The following is a 19,774-nucleotide window of genomic DNA, read 5'->3' as shown; positions in this document are numbered from 1 at the left end:
ATAATCTATAATATAAACTTATCTACTACTATTTCTTTATCATCATCTAGATATGCATGAATATCTTTGCTTGCCACTTCCAAAGTATATTCTCTTTTTCCTATAATAAAAGTAGTATTTTGATAAGCAACATCAACCCATATATGTCCTTTTTCTTCTACAATAAGCTTTGTACATACTCCACCTTCACTGCCTACATTTTTACATCTTATTTCATCTTTAGCCTTTATAACTCCACCTCTTGCTAAACTTCCATAATCCTGAAATTCTATACTTCCATTAGCAGTTATCTGGGATACATATTCACCTTTACCTGTAATTATTATATTACCTGAGCTTGCTATTATTGAGTCTTGACAATAGCTTACTTTTACATTCACCGGTACATCCAATGAACCTTGCAATATATTTATATATTCATTTATCTTTTTTATTAAACTATTAAGTTCTAAAACATTTTTAATATTTAAAGGTGAAAGGCCTATTAGAGTTCCTTTTAATTTTTTTACTATACTTTTTTCTTCATTGTTAGCATTAACAGCTATTTCCCTTATAAAATCGTTACACAGTAGCGTTATATGCTTAAATTTATTTTCTACAAGAACCTTTATAATTTCTCCATCATGAACTTCTCTTCCTAAAAGGTTAAATTTTTTAATGTGGTCAACTGTATTTATTAAGCTATCGATACCTGCATTTAAACTTTCTAATACCTTTACCTTACTAAGCTTAACTATATCTTCTCCACCTGCATTAAGATTTGAATTTATTACATTGCCTAGAACTGTCATATCCTCTTTTGAATATAACTTTGCATGTTCCACATTTTTATTTACTATAAGGCTGTGACCGGCTCTTACTTCCATGCCCTCTTTTACATTTCCATATATTATAACATCACCTGTGAAATCTATATTGCCAGTTTTAATATCTACATCTTTGCTCACTTCATGAACCTTATGAACACTTATTATGTTTCCTTTTCTAGAAGGCTTGCCTTCTATTGATGCAACTATAGTATTCTCATCTTGAAACTCACAACCTTCTCCAGCTTCTATCTTTATCTTTTTAGCTTTCTTATGTCTTTTCACTCCTCCTTTTACGTCTATCCCATCTTTACCTTCTCTTCCATCTATTTTTACTGCTAAAACCTGTCCTTTTTTTACTGTACTAACATGGCCTATACTCTTATAATCTACTCTGCCTCTCTTATCTTCTACTAACTTTTTATCCTCGTCTTCATCAAATTTTAAATCTAATATATCATCTGTAGCATCCAGAGCCTCTTCCCCTTTTGCAATGAGAAGATTATTCACATTCTTAGGCTCAGTTAACCCTCCTAAAACGCTTTCTAATATACCAAACTTAACTCCAGCTAAATTTAGCTGTTCCTTTATTTCCTCTGCAGTATATATTTGGGGGAATATCTGTTCCTTCAGCTTTAATTGTGGAGTTAATTCATAAACTTCATCTGAATCCTTTACGGTGTAAATATTTTGTGGTATATAATTTATACTTATATATACTTCCATCTTATTTGGGCTTATACTTATATCTAGCTTTCTTTCAGCAGTATTCTCATCAAAAACTAATTCTATATTGCTACTTTCGAAAACTTCTACTTTATGTTCTATTTCTTCTCCATTAACTAAAATCTTAACTTCTTTACTTGGATTAATATAAGCTGGATTTCCACCCTCTTTAGGATTTTTAACTATAATTTTCCCGTCCTTTATACTTATACTTCCATTTATATTTTCCTTAGTTTCTTTTTCTTCTACTTCAACAGAAATGGTAACTCGCTTTTTAAAAATGCCCTGTCTTTCCTCTATTATTTCATAATTTAGGTTCTGCTTTTCTATTTTTAGCTCGGAAGCTGCTGATCTTAAACATTCATCTAAGGTTTTTGAGGTAAATACTCTTCTACTCAATTGATCAACTCCCTACATCTTTTATTATAAGAAAAGTATACCATATTTTTATTCATTATTTTAATTATTTTATCGTCCTTTTATTTATATACTTTATAATCAAATCCATAAAGTGAATATTAAAGAGCAATCTTAAAAATAGACAAAAAACAGAATGCGAACCAAAATTCCATAAAGAATTTTTAAATTCGCACTTTTAAATCTATCTGTTACTATTTATATATTCTTCAAGAATTCTGTCGTACTCTTTCATTATTTCAATTACAATTTTATTTTTAGCATCAAATTTTTTATTTTCTACCTGAGCAACAGGAAGTACCTTTGGAGATGTTCCAGATATAAATAAACCTTGAATGTTTTCTATATCCTTATAGTGTATTCTTTCCTCTATAACTTCATATCCTAAATTTCTACAAGCCTTTATTATATAATCTCTTGTTATCCCTGGAAGTACTTCACAAACTGGTGCAGTATATACACTGTTATTTTTTATCATAAATATATTGGACCTGCTGCCTTCTGTTATGTACCCATCTTTATTGACTAAAATTACTTCATATACTCCTGTTTCTTGTATTATTCTATCCGCAGCTTCTCTAAGATTAGTATTTATGACTTTTGCAGTTGGATTTTCTCTTTCTGCTTGATATAGAGATGTTTTAACTCCTTTTTCATACATTTCCTTAGAAGGATACTTTGCCTTTATAAAATAGCATAAGAAATTCCTTTCATTATTCTTATTATAGTTAAATATTATTTTAACATTTCCATTTTCTATATTGTTTATCTTTGAAAGCTCTTTAATGCTTTTTTCTATTTCTTCTTTTTTAAGCCATATTTCTAAATTTGTAGTCTCAGCAGATTTATATAATCTTTTTAAATGATCTTCCAAGAACAAAGGTACTCCTTTTATTATTCTTATTACTTCATATAATGACTTTCCTTCATATAAAAACTTTTCATCAAATTCATACTTTTCTTTTATATATCCATTTATAATAAACTTATCACTATAACATTCGCTCATATTTTATCCCTCTTATCTCCACTTTAAATTTTTTATATTATTATATTTTTTCTTAGAATTTATTAAATAAGCATTTCCAACTAACTTAAATAAAGGGAGGTCTGATAGAGAATCAGAGAACATATAAGAATTTTTAAAGTCTACCTGTATATTTTGTTTATCTAGCACTTCTTTAAGCCTTCTTACTTTCTCTTCTCCTTTATTGTTTTTACCTTCAAATACACTCTTGTATACTCCATTTTCCTTTCTAAGCTTTGTACCTATTATCATGTCAACTTCTTTTATATTATATAATTCATTTAAATATACCTCTGGGGATGCTGAAATTAAATAAATCTTACAACCCTCAGCTTTTAACTTTTTCATAGTATCTATAGCATCTTTATATAATATCTTGCTTAGCCTTTTTTCATAGAACTCTTTTACCAAAGACTTCATATCTTCCTCATGAATTCCTTCTAAGAATTTAATAAAGGCCTGCTTTGCACGTCCTGCATCATATATTTTAACAGCATAAAGAATTCCCGATATTATGGCTCTTGGCATATGTAATAATAGTTTAGGATCTTTTTTTAGCATAAACATATATAGTTCCATTAACGTCTCACGTTTAGTAAGAGTATAATCCACATCAAATATGGCTAGTCTCTCCAAAATATCACTCCCCATGTATGTAATTAAGACCCTCTTTATATCCTTATAAAATTAAAGGACTATCAGTAAATTATAAGTTTGAGATATATACTTATGAAAAAAGTCGATGCAGAGATGCAGCGACTTTTTTCTTTCTATTCTTCGTTTTCTAATAAGCTTTCATAGTATGCTGTAGCTTCCTTAAATTCATCATCATCTGGTACGACTAATTCTCCGTTTTCGCCTTCTCCAACAACTTTAAATAAATATACTGAACCATCCTCTGGGTTTTGTACAAGGGCATATTCATTATCTTTATATTCAAAGCCATCTACTACTTCACATGGAACCACATTACCATTTTCATCTTCTAATTCAACAATTAAGCTTTCATGATCGTGATCGCCGCAGCCGCATCCACATCCGCAGCTCTCATCTTCACATCCACAATCATGTAATTTTTCGTTATTCATATTATACCTCCTATAGTTAACATTTCTTATTTTTAATAATTATATAGCAATATTTTTATTGTACCCCTTATTTCGTAATATTAAAAGTATTTTTTTCATTTTTTAATAAAAAACAAAACACTTTATGGGTGATCAAAAAACAAAAGTGCTGAATTAAGCAAAGCTTAATTCAGCACTTCTCGATTTTCATTTAGAATTTTAAGCTTCTAAATTACTTCTCTTATCCAATGCTTTTCTTATTGATTAGCAAGTTTCTTGTAGCCTTCTAATCTTTCTAAAGCATCTTTCTTAGTCTTTTCGAATAATGCATCAGCAGCTTCTGGGAATTGTTTAGCAAGTGAAGCATATCTTACTTCTCCCATTAAGAATTCTTTGAAGTCTCCTGTTGGTTCTTTTGAATCTAGAATGAATGGGTTCTTTCCTTCTTCTTTTAATGCTGGGTTGTATCTGTATAGAGCCCAATATCCACAATCAACAGCTTTCTTAGCTTCATCTTGAACCTTAGCCATACCACATTTTAATCCATGGTTGATACATGGTGAGTATGCGATTATTAATGATGGTCCTGGATAAGCTTCAGCTTCAGCTATAGCTTTTAATGTTTGATTCTTATCAGCGCCCATTGATATTTGTGCTACATAAACATAACCATAGCTCATAGCCATCATACCAAGGTCTTTCTTCTTAGTTCTCTTACCAGATGCTGCGAATTTAGCAATAGCTGCTGCTGGAGTAGCTTTTGAAGATTGTCCACCTGTATTTGAGTAAACTTCTGTATCAAATACAAAAACATTTACATCTTCTCCAGATGCAAGAACGTGGTCTAATCCGCCGTATCCGATATCATAAGCCCAACCGTCTCCACCGAAGATCCAGTTTGATCTCTTAACTAAGAAATCTCTATCTTCATATATTTCATTTAATAATTCATTGTTTCCTTTTTCAGCTTCAAGTAAAGCTATTAGTTTATCAGCTCTTTCTCTTGAACCTTCTCCAACCTTCATGTTTTCTTTCCAATCTGCAAGAGCAGCCTTTAACTCTTCGCTTACTCCAGAGTTAATAGCTTCTTCAGCTTTCATAGCTAATCTTTCTCTTATTTGTGCAGCTCCAAGATACATTCCGAAACCATATTCAGCATTATCTTCAAATAATGAGTTAGCCCAAGCTGGTCCGTGTCCTCTGTGGTTCTTAGTGTATGGAGTTGATGGTGCTGATGCTCCCCAAATTGATGAACATCCTGTAGCGTTAGCTATAGTCATTCTATCTCCAAATAATTGAGTTACAAGCTTAGCGTATGAAGTTTCCATACATCCAGCACAAGATCCTGAGAACTCAAGTAAAGGTTTTTCAAATTGGCTTCCTTTTACAGTGAACTTGTTCATTGGGTTCTTCTTAGGAGATACATTCATAGCGTAATCCCAAGCTTCAGTCTTTTCTAGTTGGCTATCAAGTGGCTTCATTACAAGAGCTTTTTCTTTTGATGGACAGATGTTAGCACAGCTTCCGCATCCTGTACAATCAAGTGGTGATACAGCTATTGTAAATTTAAGTCCTTTAGCTCCTATAGCATCTTTAGCTTCGAATGAAGCTGGTGCTTTAGCTGCTTCTTCTTCAGTTGTAAGAATTGGTCTTATAGCAGCATGTGGACATACATATGCACATTGGTTACATTGAATACATTTATCCATTTGCCATTCAGGTACAGTTATTGCTATTCCTCTCTTTTCATAAGCAGCAGTTCCATGAGGGAATGTACCATCTTCCATTCCTATGAATGCACTTACAGGAAGTTTGTCTCCTTCTAGTCTATTCATTGGATTAACGATCTTGCTTATGAATTCTGGAACTTCAACAGCTGCAGCTGCTTCTTCTTCTGCCTGAGCCCATGAAGCTGGAACTTCTATCTTAACTAATGATTCAATACCTTTATCAATAGCAGCATTGTTCATATCAACAACTGCTTGACCCTTCTTACCATAAGAAGTTACAACAGCGTCTTTTAAGTATTTAACAGCATCTTCAACTGGAATAACATTTGAAAGCTTAAAGAATCCAGCTTGCATTATCATATTAATTCTTCCGCCAAGACCTATTTCTCTTGCGATCTTAACAGCATTTAATGTATAGAATTGAATATTATTTTCTGCTATAAATTTCTTATAAGAAGCAGGTAATTTTTCTTCTATTTCTTCTGGAGTCCAGATAGTATTTAATAGGAATGTACCGCCTTTTTTCAATCCGTCTAATACATTATATTTATTAACATAAGATTGGTTATGGCAAGCAACAAAATCAGCCTTATTTATTAAATATGGAGACTTGATTGGCTTCTTACCAAATCTTAAGTGAGAAACTGTTATACCACCAGATTTCTTAGAATCATAGAAGAAGTATCCTTGTGCATACATATCTGTATGGTCTCCTATGATCTTAATAGCACTCTTATTAGCTCCAACAGTACCATCTGATCCTAATCCCCAGAACTTACAAGCTTTAGTTCCTTCTGGTGTAGTATCTATATCTTCTCCATCTGGTAATGAAGTGTTTGTTACATCATCAATTATTCCAATTGTAAATCCATTCTTTGGAGCATCTAATTTTAAGTTCTCAAATATTGGAAGGATTTGTCCTGGAACTGGGTCTTTTGAACCTAATCCATATCTTCCTCCAACTATTACTGGTTGCCATTCTTTTCCATAGAATGCATTCTTAACATCTAAGTATAAAGGTTCACCAGTTGATCCTGGTTCTTTAGTTCTATCAAGAACAGCTATGCTCTTAACTGTCTTTGGTATATATTTAAAGAAGTGTTCAATTGAGAATGGTCTAAATAAGTGAACAGTTAATAAACCAACTTTTTCACCTTTTGCCATTAAGTAATCTATTGTTTCTTCTATAGTATCACATACAGAACCCATAGCTACAATCATTCTTTCAGCATCTGGTGCTCCATAGTAATTGAATAAATGATATTCTCTTCCTGTTAACTTAGTTATTTCTTGCATATATCCTTCAACAATTTCTGGAAGTGCATTATAGTAATTGTTTACAACTTCTCTTTCTTGGAAGTATATATCTGCGTTTTGAGCAGTACCACGAGTTACTGGATGATCTGGATTTAATCCATTTCTTCTGAAAGCTTTAACAGCATCCATATCAACTAATTTTGCTAAATCATCGTATTCTAATACTTCAATTTTTTGTATTTCATGTGAAGTTCTGAATCCATCGAAGAAGTTTACGAAAGGAACTCTTCCTTTTATTGCTGATAAGTGAGCAACTGCTCCTAAGTCCATAACTTGTTGAACTGAGCTTTCAGCTAACATTGCAAAACCTGTTTGTCTTGCAGCCATAACGTCTTGGTGGTCACCAAAGATGTTAAGTGAGTTTGCAGCTAAAGCTCTAGCTGATACGTGGAATACTCCTGGTAGAAGTTCTCCAGCAATCTTGTACATATTTGGAATCATTAATAAAAGACCTTGTGATGCAGTATATGTAGTAGTTAAAGCACCAGCTTGTAATGAACCATGAACAGCACCAGCTGCTCCAGCTTCAGATTGCATTTCCATAACCTTTACAGTTTGTCCAAAAATATTTTTTCTTCCTTGAGCTGCCCACTCATCAACGTGCTCAGCCATTGGAGATGAAGGAGTTATAGGGAAAATAGCTGCTACATCAGTAAATGCATAGGAAACGTGTGCTGCGGCAGTATTTCCATCCATTGTTTTCATCTTTACCATTTATATACCCTCTTTCTATAATAATGTTTAACTCACTATGATTTATGCTACTAAACATAATAAGTTAATTGACTGATTATATTACTTTCTTTTACCAAAGAAAGTTTTGATTTATTTAATATTTAAATACAACACTCAAACATATGGAAAAATCCATAATGGCTATGTATTTCTTCCATATGTTTTTGTGTCATGCGATATTAAATAAAATCTGTCTTATTTAAATATAAAATATTACTTCTTACAGTTAATATATTAACATATTATTATATATATTAATCTGTTACATATATTATATAAATCTGTTTCATTCTTTGTCAACCATTTCATATGGCATGTAAAGACTAAAATTCTATGAATTTCTAATGAATTCACAAAAATACTTACTTTTATAATAAATAAAGTCTATCTATCTCGAAATATCTATATTATTTTCTCATTTATATAAAGTTTATTTATTACGAAACTTTTTATCTATATAAAGGATATTTATAACAGATTTGCTTAACTCTATTTCTTATTTCATCTAAGTTTTTATCTCTATTATCTATTACATAATTGATTAAGTATGCAATTTCCTTCATTTCTTCTTCTTTAAACCCTCTAGTAGTTACAGCTGGTGTTCCTATTCTTATTCCACTAGTTATAAAAGGGCTCTTAGTTTCAAAAGGAATAGTATTCTTATTTACAGTAATGCCTACACTATCTAAGAGTTTTTCTGCATCCTTGCCAGTTATGTTCTTATTTGTTAAGTCTATTAAAAGCAAGTGATTATCTGTTCCACCTGAAACTATTCTAAAGTTATATTTTTTTAATTCTTCTTCTAAAGTTTTAGCATTTTTAACTACCTGATTTATGTATTCCTTATACTCTGGCTTTAGAGCCTCTCCAAAACATACCGCTTTAGCTGCGATTATATGCATTAATGGCCCTCCTTGTATTCCAGGGAAAATTGCCTTATCTAAATCCTTAGCATATTTTTCTTTGCAAAGAATTGCCCCCCCTCTTGGACCTCTTAAAGTTTTATGAGTTGTTGTAGTTACAAAATCCGCATAAGGAACTGGTGAAGGATGATAGCCTGCAGCTATAAGTCCTGCAATATGTGCCATATCTACCATAAAGTAAGCATCTATTTCATCGCATATGGACTTTATTCTTTCGAAATCTATTATCCTTGAATAAGCACTTGCTCCAGCTACTATCATTTTTGGTTTATGCTCAAGTGCCAAGTTTCTTAGTTCATCATAATCTATAAGTTCTGTTTCTTTATTTACTCCATAGGATATAAAGTTAAACAACCTACCTGAGAAATTCACGGGACTTCCATGAGTTAAATGTCCACCATGGCTTAAATTCATTCCAAGTATTGTGTCTCCTGGATTTAAAACAGAAAGATATACAGCCATATTAGCTTGAGATCCAGAATGAGGTTGAACATTAGCGTGCTCAGATTTAAATAACATCTTAAGCCTTTCTATAGCTAGTTTCTCCACCTTATCTACTTCTTCACAACCACCATAATATCTTTTATCTGGATACCCCTCTGCATACTTATTTGTAAGACATGAACCCATAGCCTCCATTACAGCCTTGCTGGTGAAATTCTCTGATGCAATGAGTTCAATATTATGGTTTTGACGACGACTTTCCATTTCTATAATTCCATATACGTCTTCATCTACTGCCTTTAAGTTATCAAAATTCATATCTATTCCTCCTTAGCTTTACCCTTCTCAATCTAAACTAAATTGTGCTTTCTAATATGCAACTATGCCTTTCCACCTATAGTCGCATCTATTTCTCAACTAAATTGCTGCACAATTTAGTTTTAGTTAGATTATACGTCTTTATTCCCATATTTTCAACAAAGCAAGTATCATTTTCTTTAGCTCCATTTATAAGAAATAATTAAATGAATGTAAAAGCATCAAAATATACTTAAGTGAAGTCTTGTGAAAAATTTATAAAAATTATGATATAATATCTTTGTGATTTTCATAGAAAGGATTAAAATTTATGAAGGAGACTGATAGAGTAATTCATCTAGCTGCAGAGGCTGGAAGGATAATTTTACAAAGCGGTGGTGAAACTTATAGAGTTGAGGAAACTATACTTAGAATTTGTTATGCATTTAACGTTAAGAAAGCAGATAGTTTTGTGACTCCTACTGGGATAATGATTTCTGTTACAGATAAAGATGGTGAAACCATTTCCCTTGTAAAAAGAATTAGCAGTAGAACTGTTAATCTAGAAAAAATTTCACAAGTGAATGATTTATCAAGGGCTTTAGGTAATAAATCCCTATCTTTGGATTACGTTGAACAGAGATTAGAAGAAATTGATAAAGCTCCTGGCTACAGCGATAAGATTTTAATATTAGCCTCAGCTCTTAGTGCTGGTTTTTTTACTCTTTTATTTGGTGGAAGCTTAAGAGACTTTTTTGTTTCATTATTAATTGGTGTAGTTGTTAAATTATTATCTTTAGCACTTAATAATATACGTATAAATGAATTTTTTATAAATTCTCTTGGTGGAGCAGTAGCTTCTCTAATCGCACTTATAAGTGTATACTTAGGAATTGGCCAAAACGAAGATAAAATTATAATTGGTTCCATAATGCTCCTTGTTCCTGGTCTTATAATTACTAATGCTATTAGAGATACAATAGCAGGAGATTTGGTTTCAGGTATATCAAGAGCTGTAGAGGCGACTTTTATAGCTATTGCTATTGCAATTGGCTCGGGTACTGTTATAAAGCTTTGGTTTACATATCTTGGAGGGTTGAATATATGATTTTGAATTCAATATATGCTCTATTATCCAGTTTAGCTTTTGCATTTCTATTTAATATTAGAGGGAAAAACTTGATTTTTACCTCTTTTGGTGGAGCCATAGGTTGGTTCACCTATCTTTTATTCATTAATTATTCTTTTTCCAAAGTATTTGTTTTGTTCATAGCTTCTATATCCGTAAGCGTTTATTCAGAAATCATGGCAAGAGTTTTAAAATCTCCTGTCACTATATTTTTGATTTGTGGCATAATTCCTTTGGTACCAGGAGCTGGAATGTACTACACTATGTACGAAATCACCATGGGTAATGTTGATGCTTCCCTGTCTATTGGTTTAGAAACCATAAGCAGTGCTGGGGCCATTGCTGTTGCTACGGTTTTAGTAGCCTCAATTACCAAAGTTATAGTTATATTAAAAAGGGCACATAATGTCTAAACACATTATGTGCCTTACTACTTCATAAACATAGTCAAAGTTGCCACTAGCTCATCTATTTTTGCTTCGTAAGCACTATCTTTTTCATTTCCCATGCATTCCTTAGCATAATTTTGAAGTATTAATGCGCCTACCTTGTTTATAGCAGCTCTAACTGCTGCTACTTGAACTAATACATCTTTGCAACAGATATTGCTTTCCATCATTTTCTCTATGCCTTTTACCTGACCTTCTATTCTTCTAAGTCTTACCTGTATATCTTTCTTACTATTCTTCTCATTTGCCATGATATTATCCCTACCCTTTATTACAGGTTAGAAGTTGAAAGTTATAATATAAATCTAAATCACTATTATTAGATTCTAACTTATAACGTATAATATCTAATTTTTATTATTTAGCACTTAATTTCTAACCCGAACTTGTTATACCTATGCCCCGTATCTAATATTTAAACAAATTATATCATTATGTTTTCCCAATTTCAATAAAAAATTCCTGCTCTACCGTAAAGCAAGTAATAGTTGAACCTGTTCCCAAACAGGTGGGCATCTCCTTTTTGCATCCTGTCCTTTAAAATTAATATTAAAGTTTCATTCCACAAAAAGAGTTCGATTCCCTTATTAAAAAGTGTTGGGTCAATATATACTTGCATTACCAATATCGCAGGAATTTTTATTTCAATTATATTATACTACATTTTCTCTAAATTATAATATATTTTATCATAAGATTTAATTCTTTGACTGTAAATTTATTCCTAACTCCTTTAATTGCTTATCATCTACTACATTTGGAGCCTCAGTAAGAGGACAATAAGCATTTTGATTCTTAGGAAATGCTATAACATCCTTTATATTATCTGTTCCTGATAGGAACATAATCATTCTATCAAATCCATATGCTAATCCGCCATGTGGAGGTGGTCCAAATTTAAATGCACTTAGCAAGAAACCAAATCTTTCCCATGCGCTTTCCTTTGTAAATCCAAGGACATTAAACATTCTTTCTTGAAGAGCAGTGTCGTGTATTCTTATACTTCCTCCTCCAAGCTCTTCTCCATTTAATACTATATCATATGCCTTTGCTCTAACTCTTCCTGGATCTGTTTCTAGGTAAGGTATATCTTCCTCCATAGGCATTGTAAATGGATGGTGTTCAGCTTGGTATCTTCCTTCTTCTTCGTTATATGATAATAATGGGAATTCAGTAACCCATACAAATCTAAATTCTTTATTGTCTTTTAGTAGCTCTAATTTTTTAGCCATTTCCAATCTTAAGGCTCCAAGAGATTGAAGAACTACACTATCTTTATCTGCAACTATTAATATTAAATCTCCAGGAACAGCATTTAGTTTTGCAATTATTCCATTAATCTCTTCTTCTTTCAAGAACTTTGAAATAGGAGATTTAATTTCTCCTTCTTTATATGCAATCCAAGCAAGACCTTTTGCTTTAAATGTCTTTACAAATTCAGTAAGCTTATCTATTTGCTTTCTTCCCATGTCAGCACTGTTAGGTACTTTTATGGCTCTTACACTTCCGCCTAATTCTATTGCATCTTTAAATACCTTGAACTCAGCATTCTTAACTACATCAGTGATATTATTGATCTCCATACCGAATCTTAAATCTGGTTTATCAGAGCCATATTTATCCATAGCTTCTTTATATGTTATTCTTTGTATAGGAAGTTGTACATCTACATTTACAATTTCTTTAAAAACTCTCTGAATTAATCTTTCGTTTAGAGCAATAACATCTTCCATGTCTACAAAGGAAAGTTCCATATCAATCTGAGTAAATTCTGGTTGTCTATTAGCTCTTAAATCTTCATCTCTAAAGCATTTAGTTATCTGGAAGTATTTGTCATATCCTGATACCATTAATAATTGCTTGAACAATTGTGGTGATTGAGGTAGTGCATAAAACATACCTGGATAGTTTCTACTTGGAACAAGATAGTCTCTAGCTCCTTCTGGAGTACTCTTAGTAAGCATTGGAGTTTCTATTTCTAAGAATCCATTTTCATCCATAAAGTCTCTTACTACTTTAGCTGTTTTATGTCTTATTTTAAATATTCTCTGAATATCTGGTCTTCTAAGATCTAAAAATCTATATTTTAGCCTTATTGCTTCATCCGTATCAAGGTTTTCCTTTATGTATATAGGTGGAGTTTCTGATTCAGATAATATTTTTATACTTTCTCCTTTTAACTCAACCATTCCTGTAGGCATATTTTTATTAGGAGATTCTCTTCTAACAAGTTCTCCCTCTACAGCTATACAATATTCTGACTTGACTAAATCGGCCTTTTCAAAAGCTTCTTTATTTATTTTTTCACCAAACACAACTTGAAGAATTCCTTCTCTATCTCTAAGGTCTACAAAAACAAGTCCTCCTAAATTTCTCTTTCTCTGGACCCATCCCATAACTACATGTTTTTGTCCTATATGTGACTCTCTAAGTTCACCACACATTATGGTTCTCTTAAGGCCACCTAATGTTTCTCCCATTATTTTTTCCTCCCATTCTTATTAGTAACCATTAATAAGCTTAATTAAACTTCTTTTATAAGTTTTACTATTTCATCCAGGTTGTTTAGTGATACTTCAATCTGGCTTCCATCTTCCATTCTTTTAAGGTTTGCTTTACCTTCTGCTATTTCTGTATCTCCTATAATCATGCTGTAAGTTGCGGACACTTTATTTGCATATTTCATTTGAGCCTTAACAGATTTACCCATATGATCACAGTCTGCTTTTATACCTTTTTGTCTTAGAGCATTAGCTATTTTTAAGCTTTCTGTTTTTCCTTTTTCACCCATAGAACCTATATATACATCCATATAATTTGGTTCAGGGATTGATATATTGTTTTCTTCCAAGGTTAAAAGAAGTCTTTCAATTCCCATACCAAATCCTACTGCTGGTGTTGATTTTCCTCCTATTTGCTCAATAAGACCATTATATCTTCCACCGCCGCATACAGTTATATCATTATTGATTATTTCAAATACTGTTCTTGTATAATAATCAAGTCCTCTAACAATATAAGGATTAACTTTATATGTAATATTAAGAGCTTCTAAATAATTTTTTAAATTTTCAAAGTGCTCCTTGCAATCATCACAAACATAATCTAATATTATAGGAGCATCTTTTCCTATTTCTTTGCACTTTTCATTTTTGCAATCCAAAATTCTCATTGGATTTCTATCGTATCTGCTCTTGCATGTATCACAAAGTTCATCGTGTCTTTCATTGAAATAATCTTTTAAAGCTTTATTATACTTGCTTCTGCATTCTGGACAGCCTATGTTATTTATGTTTAACTCCAAATTATTTATGCCAAAATTTTTGAAGGCAGTCATAGCTAAATTTATAACTTCAGCATCCACAGAGGCTTCTGTAGAACCAAAAATCTCTACTCCAAACTGATGATGCTGTCTTAGTCTTCCCTTTTGAACATTCTCATATCTAAATACTGGAGTAAAATAATACATTTTTATAGGTAAAGCTTCATTAAAAAGTCCATGCTCAATAAAGGCTCTTGCAGCTGGAGCTGTTCCTTCTGCCTTTAATGTAACACTTCTATTTCCTTTATCTAAAAAAGTATACATTTCTTTTTGAACTACGTCTGTAGTTTCACCAACTCCTCTTTCAAAGAGCTCAGTATGCTCAAATATAGGAGTTCTAATTTCTCTGCATCCATATAGTTTTGCTATGTTACTTAGTTTTTCTTCTATGTACTGCCATTTATATGAATCCATAGGAAGTAAATCCTTTGTACCCTTTGGGGCTTGGATAGCCATATTTTCACTCTCCTTTTATTTCTTTCATGAATTAGTCATTACACTAAGTATAAATTATAAAACCAAAATGAAAAACTGTAAACTGTTTACTCATAAAGAGCTTCCAAAAATCTTATTTTTCCTTCTACTTTCTCTTTTATTCTGCTTGTATATTCTTTAACATCTTTTAAATTTCCAAACCTCTCTATTTTATTTGTTTCCAAAAAAACTGCTTTAGTTACAGCATCTGCTCCTAGTGCTATTATAGTTTGTTTATCTTCAATCATTTCTATGTTATATAATCCTTCTTTGTTAGGCTTACAATATCCTACATTCTCCATATTACCAACCATATTCTTTTGTCTATACATATAATAAGGTTTCATATGCATTCTTTCAGCCAATTCAGCAGTTTTCTCATACATTTGAATTAATTCATCTTGCTGTTTCATCTCTAACTTTTTATTAAGAATCTGCTCATGAAGTATGGAAGCCCTCTTTAGAGACATTCCATGTACAGTTAGGCTATCTGGATTCAGTTTTAGAATTTCCGAACAAGTTTTTTCTATATGTTTTAATCCCTCATTGGGCAATCCAACTATAATATCCATATTAACATTTTCAAAACCTAATTCTCTAGCTAAGTTAAACTTATCTATTACATCCTGAACAGTATGATTTCTCCCAATAGCTTTAAGAGTGTCATCATTCATAGTTTGAGGGTTAATGCTTATTCTGTCCACATTGAACTCTTTCATTGCCTTTAGTTTGCCTTCAGTTATACTGTCAGGTCTTCCGCATTCTACATTAAATTCCTTTACATATCTTCCTTTCACAAAGCTTTCATATATTTTACATAGAATGCTTCTAAATTCTTCATCACTTACAGCAGTTGGAGTGCCTCCTCCAAAGTAAACACACTCTATATTAAGTCCTTTAATTTCAATAAACTTTCTTATCTCTTCAATTTCATAGCTTAAAGCCTCAAGATAAGGAGTTACTAAATTTCTACAGCTTCTTATAGGGTTTGAAGTGAAAGAACAGTATAAGCATCTTGTGGGGCAAAATGGCATGCCAACATATACGCTTACGGTTTTAGGATCCTTGTTTACCTTTTCTTTTTCAACCTTTGCCACATCTATACAAAGCTTTGCCTTATCTTCTCTTACAAAACTTTTATTTTTAAAAGTCTTTATTATTTCATCTTCACTTAATCCTCTGTTCATCATATCAAGAGCTATTTTTGTAGGTCTTATTCCTATAAGTATTCCCCAAGGAAGTTCTTTCCCTGTTCTATCTTTTAAATACCTAAAAACCGATTCTCTAACCTGCTCTCTAATATTTACTCCATCATCTATTTTAAAGTTTCTAAACTCCTCATCCTTGCTCCTTATGGAAAGTTTATCTCTAATTATATCAACTTCATAATCATAATCATTATCTACAAAATCAATATTTATAAAGCTATAAAAGAGATTAAACATGTGATATACATCGTAGCGATAAGCTTCATCATTTAATTTTATCTTTATCATAATTCTTTATTTCACCCCTTTGGCAGTAACCAGCATCGAGTAACAGATTTAATTGTCAGTTTCTAAAGAAATGGGTTGTATTTTCTTTCAAATCCAATGCTGCTTTCGTCTTCGTGTCCTGGAAGAACAATTATATCATCACTGAGCGGCATAAGCTTAGTCTTTATGCTGTTTATTAGCTCTCTATAGTCTCCTCCTGGGAAATCTGTTCTCCCGATGGATCCATGAAATAAAGTATCTCCTGTAAATATTACATTGTTAACCAAAAAACACATTCCTCCTGGAGTATGCCCTGGGGTTTCAATACATGTAATTTCAAAATCTCCAAGCTTTAATACATCTCCATCTTTTATCTCCTTATCTTCCTCAGTTACATTCCAGAGAGAGCCAAAAACTTCTACTCTTCTATTCATAAGTTCTTTATCTTTTCCATTTATATAAACAGGAAGGTTATAATTCTTCTTTAATTCTTCAACGCCTCCAACATGGTCTATGTGCCCATGTGTCAATAGTATAAATTTTAGTTCTATTTTAGAGTCATCTATTTCCCTTATAAGTACATCTGCATCTCCACCTGGATCTATTACGCACCCAACTCTTGTATTTTCATCAAATAATATATAGCAATTTGCACCATAAATTCCTGCAGGAATTCTCTTTATCTTCATTCTACTAACCCCTTTTTAAGAATATTTTAAAAAGTTTTTTTACTATCTATCATCAGAGTAACAGGGCCATCATTTTTTATATCAACTTCCATCTCTGCTCCAAAAACACCTGTTTCAACTTTGCCCAGCTCTTGCTTACATAAATCTACAAAGTCTAAATAAAGCTTCTGAGCTTCTTCTCCTCCAAGGGCTTCCATAAAATTAGGTCTTCTTCCTTTTCTACAATCTCCATATAATGTAAACTGAGAAACAATCAGAAGTTCTCCTTCTACTTCTTTTAATGATTTATTGAGCTTTCCTTCTTCATCTTCAAATACTCTTAGATTTATAATTTTATCCTTCAAATATTTAGCATCTTCTATAGTATCATTTTTTGATATACCTAATAGTACGTTAAATCCTTTTTTTATTTCTCCAACAATCTTTCCATCTACCTTTACTCTAGAACACTTAACTCTTTGAACTACAGCCCTCATATTCTACACCTCATCTATGCATTTTATTTATAACTAAAATTAAAGTATATAGAACTAAATCCTAATTTTTAGTTCTATATACTGCAATTATTCCTTTTATTTTTCTCATTTTTCTCATAACTTCTTTTAGTTTTTCAATATCAGATATTTTTAGCTTAATAGTTATTATAGCTACATTAGCCTTAGAAGTTTTAGCATTCACTGCGTATAAAGCAATTTTTGTCTGTATAATAGCCTCCATTATTTCTGCTAAAATTCCATGTCTATCTTCCGCTCTAACTTCAATTTCCGTAATGTATTCTGACTTTCTTGATGTCTCATCTTCCCATTCTACTTCTATAATCCTACTTCCATCACTTAATATTAATGCCTTTACATTTTCACAATCCTGTCTGTGAACAGATACACCTCTGCCTTTGGTTATATATCCTGTTATAGCATCACCTGGAACAGGATTACAGCATTTTGCAAATCTAACCAGAACATTATCTATTCCCCTAACCTTAACTCCTGGTGAATTCGCTTTTCTTTTATTATTAGCTGAATGCTGCAGCTGTTCTTTTATCTCTTCTAAACTTTCTTCTTCTTTCTCTTGACTCTTTATAAAACCTATTAGTCTATTTATAACAGAAGATGCATTCAGCGCTCCTATAGCGGCTGCAACATATAAGTCATCTATTGTATTAAAATTATACTTCTTTAATACGTTATCTAATGCTTCTCCCTTTGCAACTTTGCCAAAGTTAATTCCTTGTCTTTTGCATTCCTTTTCTATAACTTCCTTACCTTTTTCTATATTTTCTAGTCTTTTTTCTTTTTTGAACCAAGCTTTTATCTTAGATTTTGCCTGATTACTCTTAGTTATATTTAACCAATCTATACTAGGTCCTTTAGGTAAGGATGATGTCAATACTTCTACTATTTCTCCTGTTTTTAATTTATAATTCAGTGGAACTATTTTACCATTTACCTTTGCCCCTATACATCTATGACCTATATCAGTATGTATTCTATAAGCAAAATCTATAGGAGTAGAATCATATGGCAAGTTTATAACTGCACCCTTTGGAGTAAACACAAAAACCTCATCTGAGAACATATCGATTTTAAAGTTTTCCATAAACTCTTCAGGATTAGAAGTTTCTCTTTGCCATTCTAACACTTCTCTAAGCCAAGCTAATTTAGCTTCAAAATCTTTATTTTCATTTTTAGTTGTACCCTCTTTATACTTCCAATGAGCTGCAATACCATATTCTGATGTATGATGCATTTCATAAGTCCTTATTTGTATTTCAAAAGGCTTTCCTTGGGGGCCTATTACTGTAGAATGAAGGGATTGGTACATATTGGGTTTAGGCATGGCTATATAATCTTTAAATCTTCCTGGAATTGGCTTATACATTGTATGAACCATGCCTAAAGCCGCATAGCAATCTTTTACATCATTAACAAGTATTCTAACTGCTGTCAAGTCAAAGATTTGATCAATAGTTTTATTTTTAACGACCATCTTTCTATATATGCTGTAAAAATGCTTAGGTCTTCCTTCTATTTCCGCCTTTATATCTGCAGAATCAAGCTTATCTTTTAGCTCTTTTATTATTTTACTTATATATTCTTCTCTTTCTCTTCTCTTTTCTGCAACTTTTCTTACCAAGTCATAGTATTCATTTGGATGTAGATATCTTAAAGATAAATCTTCAAGTTCCCATTTTATTTTAGATATACCTAATCTATGAGCTAAAGGTGCATAAATGTCTAAGGTTTCTTTTGCTTTTTCTTTTTGCTTTTCAACAGGCATATATTTTAAAGTTCTCATATTATGAAGCCTATCGGCTAGTTTTATTAATATGACCCTTATATCTTTAGTCATGGCAAATAGCATTTTTCTTACATTTTCCGCCTGCTGCTCTTCCTTTGTTTTATACTCTATTTTCCCAAGCTTAGTTACCCCTTCAACTAAATTAGCTATCTCAGGATTAAACTTATCTTCCAAATCTTTATATGTAAATTTAGTATCTTCTATTACGTCATGAAGCAAACTTGCTGCAATTGTATTTTCATCAAGACCCATTTCAGCTAAAATACAAGCCACCTCAACTGGATGTACAATATAAGGTTCTCCTGAAACTCTTTTTTGCGTCTTATGCGCACTTTCAGCATAATTATAGGCTTTAATAATTATTTCTTTATTTACATTATTACAATTTTTATCGATTACTTGTAATAAATCATCCAGCATACAAATTCTCTCCCAAAATCAAAAGCTGG

The 19,774-nt window shown here is 31.8% G+C and carries 15 protein-coding genes and 1 other RNA gene; 2 read left to right on the top strand and 14 right to left on the bottom strand.

The annotated features are described in order from the left end of the window. Positions 1-5: 5 nt before the first annotated feature. From ACFWTK_RS01295 to glyA, 6 genes are all read right to left on the bottom strand, one after another. Positions 6-1,931 carry a flagellar assembly protein A gene (locus ACFWTK_RS01295; protein ID WP_415874351.1) on the bottom strand — a complete coding sequence of 642 codons (1,926 nt, stop codon included), beginning with the start codon at positions 1,929-1,931 and terminating at the stop codon, positions 6-8. A 202-nt stretch (positions 1,932-2,133) separates the two neighbouring features. Then, positions 2,134-2,958 (bottom strand): aminotransferase class IV, encoded by an 825-nt coding sequence (locus ACFWTK_RS01290; RefSeq protein WP_415874350.1) that lies wholly within the window; start codon positions 2,956-2,958, stop codon positions 2,134-2,136. Between the two features lie 12 nt (positions 2,959-2,970). Next, a complete protein-coding gene (locus tag ACFWTK_RS01285; protein WP_415874349.1) occupies positions 2,971-3,612 on the bottom strand; it encodes an HAD-IB family hydrolase in 642 nt (213 codons plus the stop codon). Positions 3,613-3,746: 134 nt separating this feature from the next. Then, positions 3,747-4,064, bottom strand: coding sequence for a DUF1292 domain-containing protein (locus ACFWTK_RS01280; protein ID WP_415874348.1), 318 nt, complete (start codon positions 4,062-4,064; stop codon positions 3,747-3,749). A gap of 236 nt (positions 4,065-4,300) precedes the next feature. Continuing rightward, positions 4,301-7,804, bottom strand: a complete 3,504-nt coding sequence (nifJ, locus tag ACFWTK_RS01275; RefSeq protein WP_415874347.1) for a pyruvate:ferredoxin (flavodoxin) oxidoreductase — start codon at positions 7,802-7,804, stop codon at positions 4,301-4,303. A 470-nt stretch (positions 7,805-8,274) separates the two neighbouring features. Continuing rightward, positions 8,275-9,510 carry a serine hydroxymethyltransferase gene (gene glyA, locus ACFWTK_RS01270; RefSeq protein WP_415874346.1) on the bottom strand — a complete coding sequence of 412 codons (1,236 nt, stop codon included), beginning with the start codon at positions 9,508-9,510 and terminating at the stop codon, positions 8,275-8,277. Positions 9,511-9,820: 310 nt separating this feature from the next. On the opposite strand from glyA, the gene ACFWTK_RS01265 reads away from it, so the two are divergent. Both ACFWTK_RS01265 and ACFWTK_RS01260 read left to right on the top strand, forming a co-directional pair. Further along, the gene (locus ACFWTK_RS01265; protein WP_415874345.1) at positions 9,821-10,597 is read left to right on the top strand and encodes a threonine/serine exporter family protein; all 777 of its coding nucleotides are present in this window, start codon (positions 9,821-9,823) and stop codon (positions 10,595-10,597) included. Next, the gene (locus ACFWTK_RS01260) at positions 10,594-11,031 is read left to right on the top strand and encodes a threonine/serine exporter family protein (protein WP_415874344.1); all 438 of its coding nucleotides are present in this window, start codon (positions 10,594-10,596) and stop codon (positions 11,029-11,031) included. Before ACFWTK_RS01265 ends, ACFWTK_RS01260 begins: the two co-directional genes overlap by 4 nt. A gap of 17 nt (positions 11,032-11,048) precedes the next feature. On the opposite strand, the gene ACFWTK_RS01255 is transcribed toward ACFWTK_RS01260, so the two are convergent. The 8 genes from ACFWTK_RS01255 to ACFWTK_RS01220 all read right to left on the bottom strand — a co-directional run bounded on the left by ACFWTK_RS01255 (position 11,049) and on the right by ACFWTK_RS01220 (position 19,745). Continuing rightward, entirely contained in the window at positions 11,049-11,318 is a 270-nt protein-coding gene (locus tag ACFWTK_RS01255; protein WP_415874343.1) for a metal-sensitive transcriptional regulator, read from the bottom strand. A gap of 204 nt (positions 11,319-11,522) precedes the next feature. Then, a non-coding RNA gene (ssrS, locus tag ACFWTK_RS01250) (6S RNA) lies at positions 11,523-11,706 on the bottom strand. A 59-nt stretch (positions 11,707-11,765) separates the two neighbouring features. Then, positions 11,766-13,547: an aspartate--tRNA ligase gene (gene aspS, locus ACFWTK_RS01245; protein ID WP_415874342.1), complete on the bottom strand. Its 1,782-nt coding sequence runs from the start codon at positions 13,545-13,547 to the stop codon at positions 11,766-11,768. A gap of 44 nt (positions 13,548-13,591) precedes the next feature. Next, the gene (hisS, locus tag ACFWTK_RS01240; protein ID WP_415874341.1) at positions 13,592-14,845 is read right to left on the bottom strand and encodes a histidine--tRNA ligase; all 1,254 of its coding nucleotides are present in this window, start codon (positions 14,843-14,845) and stop codon (positions 13,592-13,594) included. A gap of 86 nt (positions 14,846-14,931) precedes the next feature. After that, complete coding sequence (locus ACFWTK_RS01235; RefSeq protein ID WP_415874673.1) at positions 14,932-16,362, bottom strand: coproporphyrinogen III oxidase; 1,431 nt, start codon at positions 16,360-16,362, stop codon at positions 14,932-14,934. Positions 16,363-16,421: 59 nt separating this feature from the next. Further along, positions 16,422-17,027: an MBL fold metallo-hydrolase gene (locus tag ACFWTK_RS01230; RefSeq protein WP_415874340.1), complete on the bottom strand. Its 606-nt coding sequence runs from the start codon at positions 17,025-17,027 to the stop codon at positions 16,422-16,424. 26 nt (positions 17,028-17,053) lie between these two features. Continuing rightward, positions 17,054-17,503 (bottom strand): D-aminoacyl-tRNA deacylase, encoded by a 450-nt coding sequence (gene dtd / locus ACFWTK_RS01225; RefSeq protein WP_415874339.1) that lies wholly within the window; start codon positions 17,501-17,503, stop codon positions 17,054-17,056. A gap of 61 nt (positions 17,504-17,564) precedes the next feature. Next, the gene (locus ACFWTK_RS01220; RefSeq protein WP_415874338.1) at positions 17,565-19,745 is read right to left on the bottom strand and encodes a RelA/SpoT family protein; all 2,181 of its coding nucleotides are present in this window, start codon (positions 19,743-19,745) and stop codon (positions 17,565-17,567) included. Positions 19,746-19,774 lie beyond the last annotated feature (29 nt).

The organism is Clostridium sp., assembly GCF_047777555.1.
GTDB lineage: Bacteria > Bacillota > Clostridia > Clostridiales > Clostridiaceae > Clostridium_H.
This window is presented reverse-complemented; position numbering and strand designations above follow the sequence as displayed.

What these genes read in the sequence shown, in the direction of transcription:
- ACFWTK_RS01255 (WP_415874343.1), bottom strand. Translation starts at nt 11,318, where the DNA reads ATGGCAAATGAGAAGAATAGTAAGAAAGATATACAGGTAAGACTTAGA.
- ACFWTK_RS01230 (WP_415874340.1), bottom strand. Translation starts at nt 17,027, where the DNA reads ATGAAGATAAAGAGAATTCCTGCAGGAATTTATGGTGCAAATTGCTAT.
- nifJ (WP_415874347.1), bottom strand. Translation starts at nt 7,804, where the DNA reads ATGGTAAAGATGAAAACAATGGATGGAAATACTGCCGCAGCACACGTT.
- aspS (WP_415874342.1), bottom strand. Translation starts at nt 13,547, where the DNA reads ATGGGAGAAACATTAGGTGGCCTTAAGAGAACCATAATGTGTGGTGAA.
- glyA (WP_415874346.1), bottom strand. Translation starts at nt 9,510, where the DNA reads ATGAATTTTGATAACTTAAAGGCAGTAGATGAAGACGTATATGGAATT.
- ACFWTK_RS01290 (WP_415874350.1), bottom strand. Translation starts at nt 2,958, where the DNA reads ATGAGCGAATGTTATAGTGATAAGTTTATTATAAATGGATATATAAAA.
- ACFWTK_RS01265 (WP_415874345.1), top strand. Translation starts at nt 9,821, where the DNA reads ATGAAGGAGACTGATAGAGTAATTCATCTAGCTGCAGAGGCTGGAAGG.
- ACFWTK_RS01260 (WP_415874344.1), top strand. Translation starts at nt 10,594, where the DNA reads ATGATTTTGAATTCAATATATGCTCTATTATCCAGTTTAGCTTTTGCA.
- dtd (WP_415874339.1), bottom strand. Translation starts at nt 17,503, where the DNA reads ATGAGGGCTGTAGTTCAAAGAGTTAAGTGTTCTAGAGTAAAGGTAGAT.
- hisS (WP_415874341.1), bottom strand. Translation starts at nt 14,845, where the DNA reads ATGGCTATCCAAGCCCCAAAGGGTACAAAGGATTTACTTCCTATGGAT.
- ACFWTK_RS01280 (WP_415874348.1), bottom strand. Translation starts at nt 4,064, where the DNA reads ATGAATAACGAAAAATTACATGATTGTGGATGTGAAGATGAGAGCTGC.
- ACFWTK_RS01220 (WP_415874338.1), bottom strand. Translation starts at nt 19,745, where the DNA reads ATGCTGGATGATTTATTACAAGTAATCGATAAAAATTGTAATAATGTA.